Source organism: Nocardioides sp. URHA0032, assembly GCF_000620645.1.
GTDB lineage: Bacteria > Actinomycetota > Actinomycetes > Propionibacteriales > Nocardioidaceae > Nocardioides.
The window spans coordinates 14,852-31,986 of the sequence record NZ_JIAV01000014.1 but is presented as its reverse complement, the minus strand read 5'-3'; the positions used below and the strand labels follow the sequence as shown (position 1 = coordinate 31,986).

The 17,135-nt window shown below is 71.9% G+C and carries 15 protein-coding genes; 13 read left to right on the top strand and 2 right to left on the bottom strand.

What is annotated here, in order from left to right; genetic code table 11:
- Nucleotides 1–134: 134 nt before the first annotated feature.
- On the bottom strand, nt 135–767 hold the full coding sequence (locus N538_RS0102105) for a TIGR03085 family metal-binding protein (RefSeq protein WP_028635910.1): 633 nt from the start codon (nt 765–767) through the stop codon (nt 135–137).
- A gap of 102 nt (nt 768–869) precedes the next feature.
- On the opposite strand from N538_RS0102105, the gene N538_RS0102100 reads away from it, so the two are divergent.
- The 6 genes from N538_RS0102100 to N538_RS0102075 are packed head-to-tail and all read left to right on the top strand — an operon-like array spanning nt 870 to nt 6,127.
- Nucleotides 870–2,672, top strand: coding sequence for an ABC transporter ATP-binding protein (locus N538_RS0102100; RefSeq protein ID WP_028635909.1), 1,803 nt, complete (start codon nt 870–872; stop codon nt 2,670–2,672).
- The gene (locus N538_RS0102095) at nt 2,669–4,465 is read left to right on the top strand and encodes an ABC transporter ATP-binding protein (protein WP_028635908.1); all 1,797 of its coding nucleotides are present in this window, start codon (nt 2,669–2,671) and stop codon (nt 4,463–4,465) included. Before N538_RS0102100 ends, N538_RS0102095 begins: the two co-directional genes overlap by 4 nt.
- Nucleotides 4,466–4,491: 26 nt before the next feature.
- On the top strand, nt 4,492–4,839 hold the full coding sequence (gene hisI / locus N538_RS0102090; protein ID WP_028635907.1) for a phosphoribosyl-AMP cyclohydrolase: 348 nt from the start codon (nt 4,492–4,494) through the stop codon (nt 4,837–4,839).
- Nucleotides 4,832–5,419, top strand: a complete 588-nt coding sequence (locus N538_RS27095; RefSeq protein WP_051548628.1) for a Trp biosynthesis-associated membrane protein — start codon at nt 4,832–4,834, stop codon at nt 5,417–5,419. The genes hisI and N538_RS27095 overlap by 8 nt, the downstream gene beginning before the upstream one ends.
- Nucleotides 5,420–5,461: 42 nt before the next feature.
- Nucleotides 5,462–5,662 (top strand): HGxxPAAW family protein, encoded by a 201-nt coding sequence (locus tag N538_RS0102080; RefSeq protein WP_028635906.1) that lies wholly within the window; start codon nt 5,462–5,464, stop codon nt 5,660–5,662.
- A gap of 18 nt (nt 5,663–5,680) precedes the next feature.
- A complete protein-coding gene (locus tag N538_RS0102075; protein ID WP_081790230.1) occupies nt 5,681–6,127 on the top strand; it encodes a DUF2752 domain-containing protein in 447 nt (148 codons plus the stop codon).
- Between the two features lie 22 nt (nt 6,128–6,149).
- Here the strand turns inward: N538_RS0102075 and N538_RS0102070 are convergent, their stop codons facing one another.
- The gene (locus N538_RS0102070) at nt 6,150–6,464 is read right to left on the bottom strand and encodes a DUF4190 domain-containing protein (protein WP_028635904.1); all 315 of its coding nucleotides are present in this window, start codon (nt 6,462–6,464) and stop codon (nt 6,150–6,152) included.
- Between the two features lie 96 nt (nt 6,465–6,560).
- Between N538_RS0102070 and trpC the strand changes: the two genes are divergently transcribed.
- The 7 genes from trpC to N538_RS0102030 all read left to right on the top strand — a co-directional run bounded on the left by trpC (nt 6,561) and on the right by N538_RS0102030 (nt 17,126).
- Nucleotides 6,561–7,343 carry an indole-3-glycerol phosphate synthase TrpC gene (gene trpC / locus N538_RS0102065; RefSeq protein ID WP_028635903.1) on the top strand — a complete coding sequence of 261 codons (783 nt, stop codon included), beginning with the start codon at nt 6,561–6,563 and terminating at the stop codon, nt 7,341–7,343.
- Nucleotides 7,340–8,569 (top strand): tryptophan synthase subunit beta, encoded by a 1,230-nt coding sequence (gene trpB / locus N538_RS0102060; RefSeq protein WP_028635902.1) that lies wholly within the window; start codon nt 7,340–7,342, stop codon nt 8,567–8,569. Before trpC ends, trpB begins: the two co-directional genes overlap by 4 nt.
- Complete coding sequence (trpA, locus tag N538_RS0102055) at nt 8,566–9,363, top strand: tryptophan synthase subunit alpha (RefSeq protein ID WP_028635901.1); 798 nt, start codon at nt 8,566–8,568, stop codon at nt 9,361–9,363. The genes trpB and trpA overlap by 4 nt, the downstream gene beginning before the upstream one ends.
- Nucleotides 9,356–9,952 (top strand): SCO family protein, encoded by a 597-nt coding sequence (locus tag N538_RS0102050; protein WP_051548626.1) that lies wholly within the window; start codon nt 9,356–9,358, stop codon nt 9,950–9,952. Before trpA ends, N538_RS0102050 begins: the two co-directional genes overlap by 8 nt.
- A gap of 5 nt (nt 9,953–9,957) precedes the next feature.
- A complete protein-coding gene (lgt, locus tag N538_RS23465; RefSeq protein WP_231496111.1) occupies nt 9,958–10,848 on the top strand; it encodes a prolipoprotein diacylglyceryl transferase in 891 nt (296 codons plus the stop codon).
- A 135-nt stretch (nt 10,849–10,983) separates the two neighbouring features.
- Nucleotides 10,984–15,534, top strand: a complete 4,551-nt coding sequence (gltB, locus tag N538_RS0102040; RefSeq protein ID WP_028635899.1) for a glutamate synthase large subunit — start codon at nt 10,984–10,986, stop codon at nt 15,532–15,534.
- Nucleotides 15,535–15,641: 107 nt separating this feature from the next.
- A complete protein-coding gene (locus tag N538_RS0102030) occupies nt 15,642–17,126 on the top strand; it encodes a glutamate synthase subunit beta (RefSeq protein WP_028635898.1) in 1,485 nt (494 codons plus the stop codon).
- Nucleotides 17,127–17,135 lie beyond the last annotated feature (9 nt).

Sequence of the window (17,135 nt, the reverse complement as noted above, 5' to 3'; positions counted from 1 at the left end):
AGAGAGCACCCCCGGAAAGTGCGCTCAGCCTAAGCAGCGATCCGGCGTCCTGAAGAGAACCTCAGAAAAAGTATGGACGAACCGTTCGCCGTCGAATTGGCAACAGTTGCCACTTGCTCACCCTTCTGGGTGCGTCATGCCCCCAGATCGGCGGCCCGGAGCGCGGCGACGCGGTCCTCGGGCCCCTCGAACGTGACGTCCCGGATCGCCGACCGCCCGAACAGGAACAGCACCAGCTCGACCACGGGTCCGCTGACGGTGACCGGGTGGTCGCCCTTGCGCATCGTCGCCGAGGCGCCGGTGTCGGAGCGGCGCAGGACGGTCGGGACCGGGAGCTTGCGGCCGAAGAAGGCACCGCCCCGGCTCAGCTGCGACCAGATCACCTCGGCGTCGGCGGGCGCGAGGTCACGCGGCTCCCAGCCGCCCTCGCCGCGACGCAGGTCCTCGTGGTGCACGACCATCTCGAACGTGTTGATCATCTTGTCGACCGGCCGCAGGGCACGCAGGAGCGGCGACGGCGTCCGGAGCTTCTCGACCTGCACCTCGAAGGACTTCGCCTTCCGGCGCTCCATCGCCCGCGCATTGAGACCCGCGAGCGGGGGCACGATGTTGCCGAGCGACGAGATCGGGTTGCGCTCGCGCACGAGCAGGTGCGCGACCAGATCCTGGGCGTCCCATCCCTCGCAGAGCGTCGGCGCGTCGGGTCCGAGCGCGAGGGCGAGGTCGCACAGAGCGATCCGCTCGCGCAGCGCCAGGTACTCGGTCATGTCGGGAGGATACGGCGGTCGCGACGGCACCCGTCCCGATGTCAGTGGGTGGGAATAGGCTGACCCGTCCGCGGGTTGGCCCGCGGACAGAGAGGTGGGCAGGTGGCGAAGAGACGGGGTACGACGAGCGCGGGCTTCGCCGTACTCGGGGTCGCGATCCGCCGCGAGCCGCTGATCTTCACCCTCTCCACGATCGGCAGCGTGCTGTTCGGCGCGCTCACCGTCGCCGACGCGTGGGTCCTCGGCTGGGCCACCGACCACGTCGTGCTGCCGGCCTTCGAGAACGGCGAGATCGACAGCTCGCTGCTGTGGGCGGTGTTCGCGCTGTTCCTCGGCGTGGCGCTGCTGCGCGCGGTCGGGATCGTGGCGCGCCGCCTTGGAGCGGGCGTCATGCAGTACCGCATGCAGGCGCACACCCGTCGTGCCGTGACCCGGCAGTACCTCTCCCTCCCGATGGAGTGGCACCAGCGTCACCCGACCGGGCAGCTGCTCTCGAACGCCAACTCCGACGTCGAGGCCGCGTGGGGCCCGATCGCGCCGCTGCCGATGGCGGTCGGCACCGTCGCGATGATGGTGATCGCGATCGTGCAGATGTTCCTCGCCGACGTCGTGATGGCCGTCGTCGGCCTGCTGGTGTTCCCGGCCGTGGTCGTCGCGAACCTCTTCTACCAGCGCTACTCCTCGCCGCTCATGACGAAGGCGCAGCAGCTGCGCGCCGAGCTCAGCGAGGTCGCGCACGAGTCGTTCGACGGCGCGATGGTCGTCAAGACCCTGGGCCGCGAGTCCGAGGAGACGGAGCGGTTCGCCGAGACCGCCCACCGGCTGCGCGACGTCAACATGCGGGCCGGCCGGATCCGCGCGGCGTTCGACCCGACCCTGGCCGCGCTGCCCAGCCTCGGCGTCCTCGTCGTCCTCGCCGTCGGCGTCGAGCGGGTGCTCGGCGGTGCCACCGACGCCGGTGACGTCGTGACCGTCGCCTACCTCCTCACCATCGTCGCGTTCCCGATCCGCTCGATCGGCTGGCTGCTCGGCGAGTTCCCGCGCAGCGTCGTCGGCTTCAACCGGGTGCGCAGCGTGCTGCGCGCCACCGGCGAGATGCAGTACGGCGACGCGCCGGCGGTCCGCTCGCAGGCCGGCGCCCGGCTCGCGGTCGAGGGCCTGGCGTACCGGTACGACCCGGAGCAGCACCTGCTCGAGGACGTGACGTTCACCGTCGAGCCCGGCCGCACGGTCGCGCTGGTCGGTGCGACCGCGTCCGGCAAGAGCACGCTCACCAACCTGATGGCCCGGCTGGTCGACCCCGCCGAGGGCCGGATCCTGCTCGACGGGACCGACCTGCGCGACCTGGCCAGGGGCGAGCTCGCGCAGGTGGTCTCGGTGGTCGCCCAGACGGCGTTCCTCTTCGACGACACGGTGCGCGACAACGTCACCCTCGGGGCGGACGTCTCCGACGAGGAGGTCTGGGCGGCGCTGCGCGCGGCGCAGGCCGACGGGTTCGTCGCCGCCCTGCCGCACGGCCTGGACACCCAGCTGGGGGAGCGCGGCGCCTCGCTCTCGGGCGGGCAGCGGCAGCGCATCTCCCTGGCCCGCGCCTTGGTCCGCAAGCCGCGGCTGCTCGTCCTCGACGACGCGACGTCGGCCGTCGACCCGGAGGTCGAGGCACGGATCCTCGAGGCGCTCCGGTCCGGCAGCCACGACAGCACGCTGGTCGTCGTCGCCTACCGCAAGGCCACGATCTCGCTGGCCGACGAGGTCGTGCACCTCGAGGACGGCCGCGTGGCCGACCGGGGCACGCACGCGGAGCTGCTCGCGCGCAGCCCGGCGTACGCCCACCTCGTGAACGCCTACGAGATGCGCGCCGACGTGCCGGCCGAGTCGTCGGCCGAGATGCAGGAGGCGGAGTGAGCACGGCTGCCGGCACGAGCATGGACACCGGCGAGGAGATCGGCGCGATCGCGACGATCCGCCGCGGCGTGCACTTCTCACCCGAGCTGAAGGACGGCATCGGCTGGACGCTGGTGCTCGCGCTCATCGCCTCGATCGGCCAGGTCATCGTCCCGGTGGCGGTGCAGCGGACCATCGACCACGGCCTCAACGGCCCGGACGGCCCGGACGTCGCCTTCACCGTCGAGATGGGCATCGCCGCGGCGCTCGCGCTCGCCGTCACGAGCTTCGCGTCGTACCTGATGACGTCCCGCCTGTTCACCACTTCCGAGCGCGGCCTCGCGACACTGCGGATCAAGGCGTTCCGCCACGTCCACGACCTGCCGCTGCTCACCCAGAACACCGAGCGCCGTGGCGCCCTGGTCTCGCGGGTCACCAGCGACGTCGACCAGGTCAGCCAGTTCCTCGTGTACGGCGGCCTGCTCTTCGTCGTCAGCACCGGCCAGGTGCTGGTCGCGACGATCGTGATGGTCATCTACAGCTGGCAGCTCGCGCTCGTCGTCTGGGTCTGCTTCGCTCCTCTCTTCCTGTCGATCCGCTACTTCCAGCGCAAGCTCTCGGACGCCTACTCCGTGGTGCGCCGGCAGGTCGGCGCGATGCTCTCGGCGATCTCCGAGCCCGTGGTCGGCGCGGCGGTCGTGCGGTCCTACGCCGTCGAGGACCGCACCCAGGCGCGGATCGACCACGCGATCGACGAGTACAAGACGTCGAGCACCAGCGCCCAGCGCTTCACGGTGATCTCGTTCTCCCTCGGCGGCGTCTCGGCGGGCCTGGCCAACGCCGGCGTGCTGATCGTCGGGGTCTGGCTCGGCTTCGCCGGCGACATCACGGCCGGCACGGTGCTGGCGTTCGCGTTCCTCGTGTCGCTGTTCGTCGGCCCGGTGCAGATGGGCACCCAGATCCTCACCGACGCGCAGAACGCGATCGCGTCGTGGCGCCGGGTGATCGGCATCCTCGACACGCCCGCCGACCTCGTGGACCCCGGCCCCGACGGCGCGACCCTGCCGCACGAGCCGGTGGACGTGACGTTCCGCGACGTGACGTTCGCCTACCCGGGCGGCCCGCCGGTGCTCCGCGACATCGACCTGGAGATCGCGGCCGGCACCCGCATCGCGGTCGTCGGCGAGACCGGCTCCGGCAAGTCCACCATCGCGAAGCTGCTCACCCGGCTGATGGACCCGACCGAGGGTGCCGTGCTGCTGGACGGGATAGACGTGCGCGACATCGCGCAGGCCTCGATGCGGCGCAGCGTGGTGCTGGTGCCTCAGGAGGGCTTCCTGTTCGACGACTCGATCGCCGCCAACGTGCGCTACGGCCGTCTCGACGCCACCGACGAGGAGATCGTCGCGGCCGCCGACGACCTCGGCCTCGGCGACTGGCTGGCGGGGCTGCCCGGCGGCATCGCCACCCAGGTGGGCCAGCGCGGCGAGTCGATGTCGGCCGGCGAGCGCCAGCTGGTGGCGCTGTGGCGCGCACAGCTCGCCGACCCCGACCTGCTGGTCCTGGACGAGGCGACGAGTGCCGTCGACCCCGCCCTGGAGATGCGGATCAGCCGGGCGCTCGAGCGGCTGATGCGCGGCCGTACGTCGGTCACGATCGCGCACCGGCTCACGACCGCCGAGGGTGCCGACGAGGTGATCGTGGTCGACAAGGGCCGGATCGTGCAGCGCGGCCCGCACGCCGTCCTCGCCCAGCAGGAGGGCTCGGTGTACGCCGGGCTGTACGCCAGCTGGGTCGCCCAGCAGGCCAGCTGATAGCCACGGCGGGGACAATGGGTGCCGTGACCTCCCTCGACCCGGCGATCGCGGACCGCCTCAAGCGCTCCGCCGACCGACTCGTGCCCGCCGTCGTCCAGCAGCACGACACCGGCGAGGTGCTGATGCTCGGCTGGATGGACGACGAGGCGTTGGCCCGCACGCTGAGCAGCGGGCGGGCGACGTACTGGAGCCGCTCCCGCCAGGAGTACTGGGTCAAGGGCGACACGTCCGGGCACGTGCAGTGGGTCAAGGAGGTCCGGCTCGACTGCGACGGCGACACCCTGCTGGTCAAGGTCGACCAGGTCGGTGCCGCCTGCCACACCGGCGACCGGACCTGCTTCGACGCCGACCTCCTGCTCGCCGATGCCTGACCGCCGGCGTACCTTCGGGCCGGTCGTGCTGCTCGGCCTCGCCGCCGGCACGGTGACCGCGGTCGCCGGCAACCATCCGGCCGTGTCGGGCAGCGGTGCCGCCGCGGGGGCGATGTCGAGCCTGCTGATCTCGTTCGACGCCCACATGCCGCTCGTCACCGCGCTGGGCCTGGTGGTGCTGGCCTGCTGGGGCGTGGTGCTGGTGACCCGCGGCCGGGTACGCCGCGCCGTGGCCGTTCTCGCCGCGCTGGCCTCCACGGGGGCGCTGGTCGCCACGCTCGTCGCCTGGAGCCAGGTGCCCGCCCAGCTGCGCGACGAGCTGGCCCAGGTCGGGGTGACCAGCTCCTCGATCAGCCACACCTCGTGGTGGTGGGCCGCCGCGGTCGGTGCGGTGCTCTCGATGGTGGCCGCGGTGGCTGCGTTCGTGCTCGCGCCGGCGTGGCCGGAGATGGGCGCCCGCTACGACGCGCCCGGGGCAGCCGCCGAGCCGATCGCGGCAGAGCCGGAGGAGCAGTCCAGCCTGGACCTGTGGAAGGCCATGGACGAGGGTCGCGATCCGACGGCCGCCGACCCTGAATAGACTGTCCCAGCAACGCCATGACTTCCCCTGGAGGAGCCCCGCATGTCTGACAACCACGGCAACACCCCCGCTGCCTGGACGGCCGTCACGGTCGCCATGCTCGGCTTCGTGGTCGGCGCCGTGGGCCTGCTGCTGGACCCGGTCAACATGACCATCTTCTGGGTCGGCGTCGCACTCGGCGCCGCGTCGCTGGTGGTGTTCGGCGTCATGGCAAAGCTCGGCTTCCACGAGTCCGGCCACTGAGCCGCTGAGGGTCCAGCCATGACCGTGACCGTGCCGCCGCCCCCGGTGGGTGCGGCGTGGTCGGAACAGCGCTGGCGCCGGGTCGTCGGACCCGCGGTGACGATCGGCGGGCTCGCGCTCCTCACCGCCGCCCTCCACGTCCGCGACCCGCACGACAGCGGGTCGTGGGGCTACTGCCCCAGTGCGGCGCTGGGCTTCTACTGCCCGGGATGCGGGGGCCTGCGCGCGGTCAACGACCTGACCCGGGGCCAGGTCGGCGCCGCGGCCTCGAGCAACATCCTGTTCGTGGCGTTGCTGCCGCTGCTGGTGTTCCTGCTCGGACGCTGGGCTTACGAGCGGTGGACCGGCCGGGTGCGTGAGCCGAACGTGCGGCTGACCCGGGCCTTCCTGGTCTCGCTCGGCATCGCGGCGGTGGTGTTCACCGTGCTCCGCAACCTCGCGATCGGCGCCTGGCTGGCACCCTGACCGGTCCCGCTGCGTCGGTGGGTCAGCTGACCCGGACGAGGATGTTGACGATGATGCCGACGACCGAGAGCACGGTGCCGATGATGCCGCAGATGTAACCCGCGTTGACCTGGCCGCGACCGCCGTACTGACCGGGGTTGGCGTCGATCTCGGCGAGGGCGCCGCGTCCCAGGATGATCGCCGGGATGCCGGTGAACAGGCCGCAGCACGGGATGCTGAGGATGCCGAGGATCAGCGTCAGCGTGGCTCGCGGGTGGTTCGGCGCCGGCGCTCCACCGTACGGCGGCTGGGGTGCGCCGTACTGCGGCGGCGGGGGAGGCGGTTCGGAGTAGCTCACAGGTGGAACCCTTCGTCGAGGCCGTCCGTCTGCCGGCCGTTGGGCGGGACACTACCCATGCGCGTGGGCCACTGACAGCGTGAAACACTGTGCGTCATGTCCGTGCTCGACGAGATCGTCGCCGGCGTGCGGGTCGACCTCGCCGAGCGGGAGTCCGCGACCAGCCTGGCCGACCTCCGCGCCGCGCTCGCGGACGCCGACCCGCCGCGTGACCCGATGCCGCACCTCCGCGCGCCGGGCTCCAGCGTCATCGCGGAGGTCAAGCGCCGCAGCCCCAGCAAGGGCGACCTGGCCGACATCCCCGACCCGGCCGAGCTCGCGCAGCGGTACGCCGCGGGCGGGGCCGCCGCGATCAGCGTGCTGACCGAGCAGCGCCGCTTCGGCGGCAGCCTCGACGACCTGCGTGCGGTCCGCGCCGCCGTGGACATCCCGGTCCTCCGCAAGGACTTCATCGTCACGAGCTACCAGCTCGTCGAGGCCCGCGCGGCCGGTGCCGACCTGGTGCTGCTGATCGTCGCCGCCCTCGACGACGACACCCTCCGCCGCCTGCACGACGAGGCCAGCGAGCTGGGGCTCACCGTGCTCGTGGAGGTGCACGACGAGGCGGAGACCGAGCGGGCGGTCGCGCTCGGCGCCGAGCTGGTGGGAGTCAACGCCCGCGACCTCAGGACCCTCACGATCCACGACGACACCTTCGGGCGGCTCGCGCCGCTCGTCCCCGATGACCGCGTCAAGGTCGCGGAGAGCGGGATCTTCAGCCCTGCCGACGTGCGGCGCTTCATGGGCGAAGGCGCCCGCGCGGTGCTGGTCGGTGAGGCGCTGGTGAAGGACGGCGACCCGGAGGCCGCGGTCGCCGCGATGACAGGAGTGGTGGCATGAGCACGGCACCGACCCGCTTCGACGCCGACGAGCGCGGCTGGTTCGGCGACCCGGTCACGGGGTTCGGGGGCCGGTTCATGCCGGAGGCCCTGGTCGCCGCCCTGGACGAGCTGACCGTCGCCTGGCACGAGGCGATGGCCGATCCCGCGTTCGTCGCGGAGTTCGAGGCGATCCTGCGCGAGTACGCCGGCCTGCCCAGCCCGCTCTACCACGCGGAGCGGCTCAGCCAGCGGCTCGGCGCCCGGATCCTGCTCAAGCGCGAGGACCTCAACCACACCGGCGCACACAAGATCCGCAACGTGCTCGGCCAGGCGCTGCTCACCCGCCGGATGGGCAAGACCCGCGTGATCGCGGAGACCGGCGCCGGCCAGCACGGCGTCGCGAGCGCCACCGCGGCGGCGTACTTCGGCCTGGACTGCACGGTCTACATGGGCTCGGTGGACACCAGGCGCCAGGCACTCAACGTGGCGCGGATGAACCTGCTCGGCGCGACGGTCGTCCCGGTCGACTCCGGCAGCGCGACGCTCAAGGACGCGATCAACGAGGCGCTGCGCGACTGGGTGGCCAGCGTCGACCACACGGCGTACCTCTTCGGCACCGCGGCCGGTCCGCACCCCTTCCCGAGCATGGTCCGCGACTTCACGCGCGGCATCGGCGACGAGGCGCGCGCCCAGTGCCTCGAGCAGTACGGCGTACTCCCGGACGTGATCGCGGCCTGCGTGGGCGGCGGGTCCAACGCGATCGGCCTGTTCACGGCGTTCCTCGACGACGAGGCCGTGGCGATCTACGGGTTCGAGGCCGGGGGAGAGGGCTTCGACACCGGCCGACACGCCTCGACGATCCACGCCGGAGACCCCGGGGTGCTGCACGGTGCCCGCACGTACGTGCTCCAGGACGACGACGGCCAGACGGTCGAGTCGCACTCGATCTCCGCCGGCCTCGACTACCCGGGGGTCGGCCCCCAGCACGCGCACCTCGCCGCGACCGGCCGGGCGACGTACCTCCCCGCCACCGACGCCGAGGCGATGGACGCGATGGCGCTGCTCGCGCGCACCGAGGGGATCATCCCCGCGATCGAGTCCGCGCACGCCGTCGCCGGCGCCGTCAGGCTCGCGGAGGAGCGACCGGGCCAGACCATCCTGGTCAACCTCTCGGGCCGCGGCGACAAGGACATGGAGACCGCGATGGAGTACTTCGGCCTGAACCGGACGGAGGCGCCGCGGTGACGGCCCGGACCGCGTTCGAGAAGGCCGCGGCCGACGGCCGGGCCGCGCTGGTGGGCTACCTCCCCGCCGGCTTCCCCGACGTCCAGGGCGGCATCGACGCGCTGCGGGCCATGGTCGACGCCGGCTGCGACGTGATCGAGATCGGGCTGCCGTACAGCGACCCGGTCATGGACGGTCCGACGATCCAGGCCGCGGCGCAGCAGGCACTCGAGGGCGGCGTCCGCACCTCCGACGTGCTCCGCACGGTCGAGGCGGTCGCGGCGACCGGCACGCCCACGCTCGTGATGACCTACTGGAACCCCGTCGTGAGGTACGGCGTCGAGCGCTTCGCCGCGGACCTCGCGAACGCCGGCGGGGCCGGCCTCATCACGCCGGACCTGACCCCGGACAGCGGTCCGGAGTGGATCGCGGCCGCCGACCAGCACGACCTGGACAAGGTCTTCCTGGTGGCGCCGTCCTCGACCGACGAGCGGATCACGATGACGACGGCCGCCTGCCGCGGCTTCGTCTACGCCACCGCGGTCATGGGCGTCACCGGCGCCCGCACCACCACCAGCGACCTGGCCGGCCCGCTCGTCGCCCGCACCAAGGCCGCGACCGACCTCCCGGTCGGTGTCGGCCTCGGCGTCAGCAACGGCGCCCAGGCCGCCGAGATCGCCAGGTACGCGGACGGCGTGATCGTCGGCTCGGCGTTCGTCCGCGCGCTCCTCGACCACCCCGGCGACGGGGACGCGGGCCTGCGGGCCCTCACCGCGCTCACCGAGGACCTGGCTGCGGGGGTACGGCGTGCGTAGCGCCGCCGCCCTGCTGATCGCCTCCCTCCTCGCGCTCAGCGCCTGCGGCGGATCCGCGCAGGGCGACGGAGAGCTGCACGGGCACGTCCTCGACCCGCCGTTCCACGTCTCGGCCACGCCGCTGACCGACACCGACGGCCAGCCGTACTCGCTCACCAAGGACACCGACCGCCCCCTGACGCTGGTGTTCTTCGGCTACTCGCACTGCCCGGACATCTGCCAGACGGTGATGTCCAACCTCGGCTCCGCGATGACCCGGCTCGACGAGAAGGACCGCGACCGGGTCGACGTGGTCTTCGTGACCACCGACCCCGCCCGCGACACCGCGTCCGCGCTGAAGCAGTACCTCGCGCACTTCGACCCGCAGTTCATCGGCCTCACCGGCGACCTCCGCACGATCATCGACATCGCCAAGCCGATGGGCGTCGGGATCACCCAGGGCGAGAAGCTGCCGACCGGCGGGTACGACGTCACCCACGGCACCACCATCACCGGGGTCGACGCCGACGACGAGGGCTCGGTGTACTGGAACGAGACGACCTCGTCGGCGGACTTCGCCGCCGACATCCACACGCTGCTCGACGACTGACGGGGATGCCGATGCTGACTGCGCTCTCGATCCCGAGCCCGTCCGAGGGCGTCTGGTACCTCGGCCCGCTCCCGATCCGGGGCTACGCCCTGGCGATCATTCTCGGCATCGTCGCCGCGATCTGGATCGGCGAGCGGCGCTGGATCGCCCGCGGGGGCAGGGCCGGCGAGGTCCAGGACCTGGCGATCTGGGCGGTGCCGTTCGGCCTCGTCGGTGGCCGGCTGTACCACGTGCTGACCGACCACGACCTCTACTTCGGTGCCGGCAAGCACCCCATCGACGCCCTCTACATCTGGCGCGGCGGGCTCGGCGTGTGGGGCGCGGTCGCGCTCGGCGCTCTCGGCCTGGTGCTCGGCGCCCGCCGCAAGGGCATCAAGCTGCTGCCGGTGCTCGACGCGTGCGCGCCCGGCGTCCTCGTGGCCCAGGCGTTCGGCCGGTGGGGGAACTGGTTCAACCAGGAGCTCTTCGGGAAGCCCACCGACCTGCCCTGGGGGCTGTCGGTGAGCGACGAGACCGCCGTCAACGCCGGCTACCCGCCCGGCACGACGTTCCACCCCACGTTCCTCTACGAGAGCCTGTGGTGCCTCGCCGCGTTCGCCGTGCTGATCTGGGCGGACCGCCGGTTCCGGCTCGGGCACGGCCGCGTCCTGGCGCTCTACATCATGGTCTACACGGCCGGCCGCGGCTGGATCGAGATGCTGCGGATCGACAACGTGGAGCTCCACGACGTGTTCGGGCTGCGGCTCAACGTCTGGACCTCGATCGTGCTCTTCGTCGCGGGGCTGGTGTGGTTCGTGGCGAGTGCCAAGAGGCGGCCCGGGCGAGAGGAGACGGTGTACGTCGAGCGCGACCAGCCCGGCGTCCACGCGGCGACGGACGGGGAGTCCTCGGGCTGACCTGGTGATAGCCTGACACCTCCCCGCTAGGGCCAATGTCGTCCCCTGCACAGCACTTGCACTGCCGAACCGCCGGCGCCGGCCCCGACAACGTCGTGGGGTCGTCGCGGCGCTGAGACGACGGGAGAATGCCCGGTGCCGTACTCGCACGCATTCCCGCCGCCCCAAGGGTTGTACGACCCCCGCCACGAGCACGACGCCTGTGGCGTGGCGTTCGTCGCGACCCTGACCGGCGTCCCCAGCCACGACATCGTGAAGCAGGGCATCCGTGCCCTGCGGAACCTGGACCACCGCGGTGCCGCGGGCGCGGAGCAGAACACCGGCGACGGCGCCGGGATCCTGCTCCAGGTCCCCGACGCGTTCCTGCGCGCTGTCGTCGAGTTCGACCTGCCGCCGCAGCACGCGTACGCCGTGGGCACGGCGTTCCTGCCGGGTGACGAGGAGCAGGTCGCGAAGACCCGCAGCCGGATCGAGGAGATCGCGGCCGAGGAGGGCCTCACGGTCCTCGGCTGGCGGGACCTCCCGACCGACGACTCCGAGGTCGGTGGGATGGCCCGGGGCGTGATGCCGGCGTTCAGCCAGCTGTTCGTGGCCGGTGCCGGCTCGCGGGTGACCGGGATGGCGCTGGAGCGGCTGGCGTTCTGCCTGCGCAAGCGCGCCGAGCACGAGACCGATGCGTACTTCCCGTCGCTGTCGTCGCGAACCCTGGTCTACAAGGGCATGCTGACGACCGACCAGCTCGACCACTTCTTCCCCGACCTGCTCGACGAGCGGATGGCCTCCGCGCTGGCGGTCGTGCACTCGCGCTTCTCGACGAACACCTTCCCGAGCTGGCCGCTGGCGCACCCGTTCCGGTTCATCGCCCACAACGGCGAGATCAACACGGTGATGGGCAACCGCAACTGGATGCGGGCCCGCGAGGCGCTGCTGGCCTCCGACCTGATCCCGGGCGACCTGGACCGGCTCTACCCGATCTGCACCCCGGGCGCGTCCGACTCGGCGTCGTTCGACGAGGTGCTCGAGCTCCTGCACATGGGCGGCCGGTCACTGCCGCACTCGGTGCTGATGATGATCCCCGAGGCGTGGGAGAACCACGCCGAGATGGACGCCAAGCGCCGCGCGTTCTACGAGTTCCACTCCGCGCTGATGGAGCCGTGGGACGGCCCGGCCTGCGTGGTGTTCACCGACGGCTCGCAGATCGGCGCGGTCCTCGACCGCAACGGGCTGCGCCCTTCGCGCTACTGGGTCACCGACGACGGGCTCGTGGTCCTCGCCTCCGAGGTCGGGGTGCTCGACATCGACCCGGCGACCGTCGTCCGCAAGGGCCGGCTCCAGCCGGGCCGGATGTTCCTCGTCGACACCGACGAGCACCGGATCATCGAGGACGAGGAGATCAAGTCCGAGCTCGCCGCCGAGCACCCGTACGACGAGTGGCTGCACGCGGGCCTGATCCACCTCGGCGACGTCCCGGAACGCGAGCACATCGTGCACACGCACGCATCGGTCACCCGGCGTCAGCAGGTCTTCGGCTACACCGAGGAGGAGCTGCGCATCCTGCTCACCCCGATGGCCAACACCGGCGGGGAGCCGCTCGGCTCGATGGGCACCGACACCCCCATCGCGGCGCTCAGCGAGAAGCCCCGGCTGTTGTTCGACTACTTCAGCCAGCTGTTCGCGCAGGTCACGAACCCGCCGCTGGACGCGATCCGCGAGGAGCTCGTCACCTCGCTGGCCGGCACCATCGGCCCCGAGGCGAACCTGCTCGAGCCGGCGCCGGCGTCCTGCCGGATGGTGGAGCTGCCGTTCCCGGTCATCTCCAACGACGACCTGGCCAAGATCCGGCACATCAACCGCGACGGCGACATGCCCGGCTTCATCACCCACGTCGCCCGCGGCCTCTACCCGGTCGAGGGCGGGGGAGCGGGGATGGCGCAGCGGCTCGACGAGATCTGCGAGGAGGTGTCCGCGGCGATCGCCGACGGCGCGCGCATCATCGTGCTCTCGGACCGGCACTCCACCGCGGAGCTGGCGCCGATCCCGTCGCTGCTGCTGACCGGAGCCGTGCACCACCACCTGGTCCGCGAGAAGACCCGCACCCAGGTCGGCCTGCTCGTCGAGGCTGGCGACGTCCGCGAGGTCCACCACGTGGCGCTGCTCGTCGGGTACGGCGCGGCCGCGGTCAACCCGTACCTCGCGATGGAGTCCGTCGAGGACCTCGCGCGTGAGGGCTACTACGTCAAGACCGACGGCGAGAAGGCGGTCGCGAACCTGATCAAGGCGCTCGGCAAGGGCGTGCTCAAGGTGATGTCGAAGATGGGCGTCTCCACGGTCGCGTCGTACACCGGTGCCCAGATCTTCGAGGCGGTCGGCCTCTCGCAGGCGCTCGTCGACCGCTACTTCACCGGCACGGTCTCCAAGCTCGGTGGCGTCGAGCTCGACACGATCGCCGAGGAGGTCGCGCGCCGGCACGCCACGGCGTACCCGCGCGGCGGCATCCTGCCCGCACACCGCGAGCTCGAGATCGGCGGCGAGTACCAGTGGCGCCGCGAGGGCGAGCCGCACCTCTTCGACCCGGAGACGGTGTTCCGGCTCCAGCACGCCACCCGGTCCGGCCGCTACGACGTCTTCAAGCAGTACACGTCCCGCGTGGACGAGCAGTCGAAGCGGCTGATGACGCTGCGCGGGCTGTTCCGGCTGCGGGACGCCGGCGAGGCCGGCCGGCAGCCGATCCCGATCGACGAGGTCGAGCCGGTGTCCGAGATCGTCAAGCGGTTCTCGACGGGCGCGATGTCGTACGGCTCGATCTCCCGGGAGGCGCACGAGACCCTCGCGATCGCGATGAACCGGCTGGGCGCGAAGTCCAACACCGGTGAGGGCGGCGAGGACCCGGACCGGCTGTACGACCCCGAGCGGCGCAGCTCGATCAAGCAGGTCGCGTCCGGCCGCTTCGGCGTCACGGCGGAGTACCTCACGAACTCCGACGACATCCAGATCAAGATGGCGCAGGGCGCGAAGCCGGGCGAGGGCGGCCAGCTGCCCGGCAACAAGGTGTACCCCTGGGTCGCGAAGACCCGGCATTCCACGCCGGGCGTGGGCCTGATCAGCCCGCCGCCGCACCACGACATCTACTCGATCGAGGACCTGGCGCAGCTGATCCACGACCTCAAGAACGCCAACCCGCGGGCGCGCGTGCACGTGAAGCTGGTGTCCGAGGTCGGGGTCGGCACGGTCGCGGCCGGCGTCTCCAAGGCGCACGCCGACGTCGTGCTGATCTCGGGCCACGACGGCGGCACCGGCGCGGCGCCGCTGACCTCGCTCAAGCATGCCGGCGGTCCTTGGGAGCTCGGCCTCGCCGAGACCCAGCAGACCCTGCTCCTCAACGGGCTGCGGGACCGGATCGTCGTGCAGACCGACGGCCAGCTGAAGACCGGGCGGGACGTGGTGATCGCGGCCCTGCTCGGCGCGGAGGAGTTCGGCTTCGCGTCGGCCCCGTTGGTGGTCTCCGGCTGCATCATGATGCGGGTCTGCCACCTGGACACCTGCCCCGTGGGCGTCGCGACGCAGAACCCGGTCCTGCGCGAGCGCTACTCCGGCAAGCCGGAGTTCGTCGTCAACTTCTTCGAGTACATCGCGGAGGAGGTGCGCGAACACCTGGCCGCCCTCGGCTTCCGCACGCTCGACGAGGCGATCGGCCAGGTCGGCAGCCTGGACGTCGAGGAGGCCGTGGACCACTGGAAGGCGTCCGGTCTCGACCTGTCGCCGGTGCTCCACCAGCCCGACCGGGCGGCGTTCCCCGACCAGGACCTGCGCCGGACGAAGTCGCAGGACCACGCGCTGGAGAAGTCGCTCGACGTCACGCAGCTGGTGCCGCTGGCGCGCGACGCGCTCGAGAAGGGCGAGCCGGTGCGGGCCCAGGTCGCGATCCGCAACGTGAACCGCACCGTCGGGACGATCCTCGGCCACGAGGTGACCAAGAAGTACGGCGGCGCCGGACTGCCCGACGGCACCATCGACCTCACGTTCACCGGGTCCGCCGGTCAGTCCTTCGGGGCGTTCGTCCCCCGGGGGATGACCCTGCGCCTCGAGGGCGACGCGAACGACTACCTCGGCAAGGGGCTCTCCGGCGGGCGGATCGTGGTCCGGCCGGACCGGGCCGCGACCTTCGTCGCGAACGAGCAGATCATCGCCGGCAACGTGATCGCGTACGGCGCGACCGCGGGCGAGATCTTCATCCGCGGTGGAGTGGGCGAGCGGTTCTGCGTCCGCAACTCCGGCGCCCGAGCCGTGACCGAGGGGGTGGGCGACCACGGCTGCGAGTACATGACCGGCGGGCGGGTCGTCGTCCTCGGACCGACCGGTCGCAACTTCGCGGCCGGCATGTCCGGCGGCGTCGCGTGGGTCCTCGACCTGGCCCCGCAGCGGGTCAACGGCGAGCTGGTCGAGCTCGGCCCGGTCACCGGCGACGCGGCCACGGAGCTCGAGCAGCTGGTGCGCACGCACCTCGAGGAGACCGGCTCGACGGTCGCCGAGGAGCTGCTCGCCGACTGGGAGACCTCGCTGACCAGGTTCACCGAGATCATGCCGACCGACTACCGCAAGTCGCTGGAGGCGAAGGCCAAGGCGGAGGCCGACGGCCTCGACGAGAACGAGACCGCCCACGCGATGATGGAGGCACTCCATGGCTGAGACGTTGCTTCCCACCTCGCGGTCCGCGCTCCACGCGGTCCGCTCGATGATGGAGGGCTCCGTCAACATGGATGAGCGAAGCGAAGGAATGGAGGGGGTGGCTCGGCATGGCTGATCCCAGAGGCTTCCTCAAGACCGGCCGGGAGGTCGCGGAGCGGCGCCCGGTGGAGGAGCGCATCCAGGACTGGCACGAGGTCTACCCCGGCAGTGCCGGGCGTGCGCTGCTCCCGATCATCACCGAGCAGGCGGGCCGCTGCATGGACTGCGGCATCCCGTTCTGCCATCAGGGCTGCCCGCTCGGGAACATCATCCCGGAGTGGAACGACCTGGTCTGGCGCGACGACTGGGAGGGCGCGATCGAGCGCCTGCACGCGACCAACAACTTCCCGGAGTTCACCGGTCGCCTGTGCCCGGCGCCCTGCGAGACCGCCTGCGTGCTCGGCATCAACCAGGACCCGGTGACGATCAAGAACGTCGAGGTCACGATCATCGACAAGGCGTGGGACTCCGGCCTCGTCCGGCCGCAGCCGCCGGAGTGGCTCTCGGGCCGCACCGTCGCGGTGGTCGGCTCGGGCCCGGCCGGCCTCGCCGCCGCGCAGCAGCTCACCCGCGCCGGCCACACGGTCGCGGTCTACGAGCGCGCGGACAAGATCGGCGGGCTGCTGCGCTACGGCATCCCGGAGTTCAAGATGGAGAAGCAGCACCTCGACAAGCGCCTCGAGCAGATGCGCCGCGAGGGCACCGTCTTCCGCGCCGGCGTCCAGGTCGGCGAGGACCAGCTGACCGGCGAGAAGCTCCGGGAGCGGTACGACGCCGTCGTGCTCGCCATCGGCGCGACCGCCGCCCGCGACCTGCCGGCTCCCGGTCGTGAGCTCGGGGGCATCCACCAGGCCATGGAGTTCCTGCCGCAGGCGAACCGCGTCGCGCTCGGCCAGGAGGTCGAGGGCCAGATCACCGCGACCGGCAAGAACGTCGTGATCATCGGCGGCGGCGACACCGGCGCGGACTGCCTCGGCACGTCGACCCGTCAGGGCGCCGCGTCGATCACGCAGCTCGAGATCATGGCCGAGCCGCCCGAGGTCCGGCCGGCGAACCAGCCCTGGCCGACCTACCCCATGGTCTTCCGGGTCTCCTCGGCGCACGAGGAGGCGGCCGAGGCAGATCTGGGGAGCCGGGTCTACGGCGTCTCGACCAAGGAGTTCCTCGGCGACGAGGACGGCAACGTCCGCGCACTGCGGCTGGTCGACGTGCGGTTCGAGAACGGCACGTTCGCCGAGGTCGAGGGCTCCGAGCGCGAGATCCCGGCGGAGCTGGTGCTGTTCGCGATGGGCTTCACCGGGCCGGAGCGGGCGGGCCTCGTCGAGCAGCTCGGCGTCGACCTCGACGAGCGCGGGAACGTCGCGCGCGACGCGTCGTACCGGTCCTCGGTCGACGGCGTGTTCGTGGCCGGTGACGCGGGTCGCGGCCAGTCGTTGATCGTGTGGGCGATCGCCGAGGGGCGGGCCGCCGCGGCCGCGGTGGACCGGTTCCTGACCGGCTCGACGACGCTGCCGGCGCCGATCCTGCCGACGGAGCGCCCGCTCGTCGTGTGAGCGGCGGGC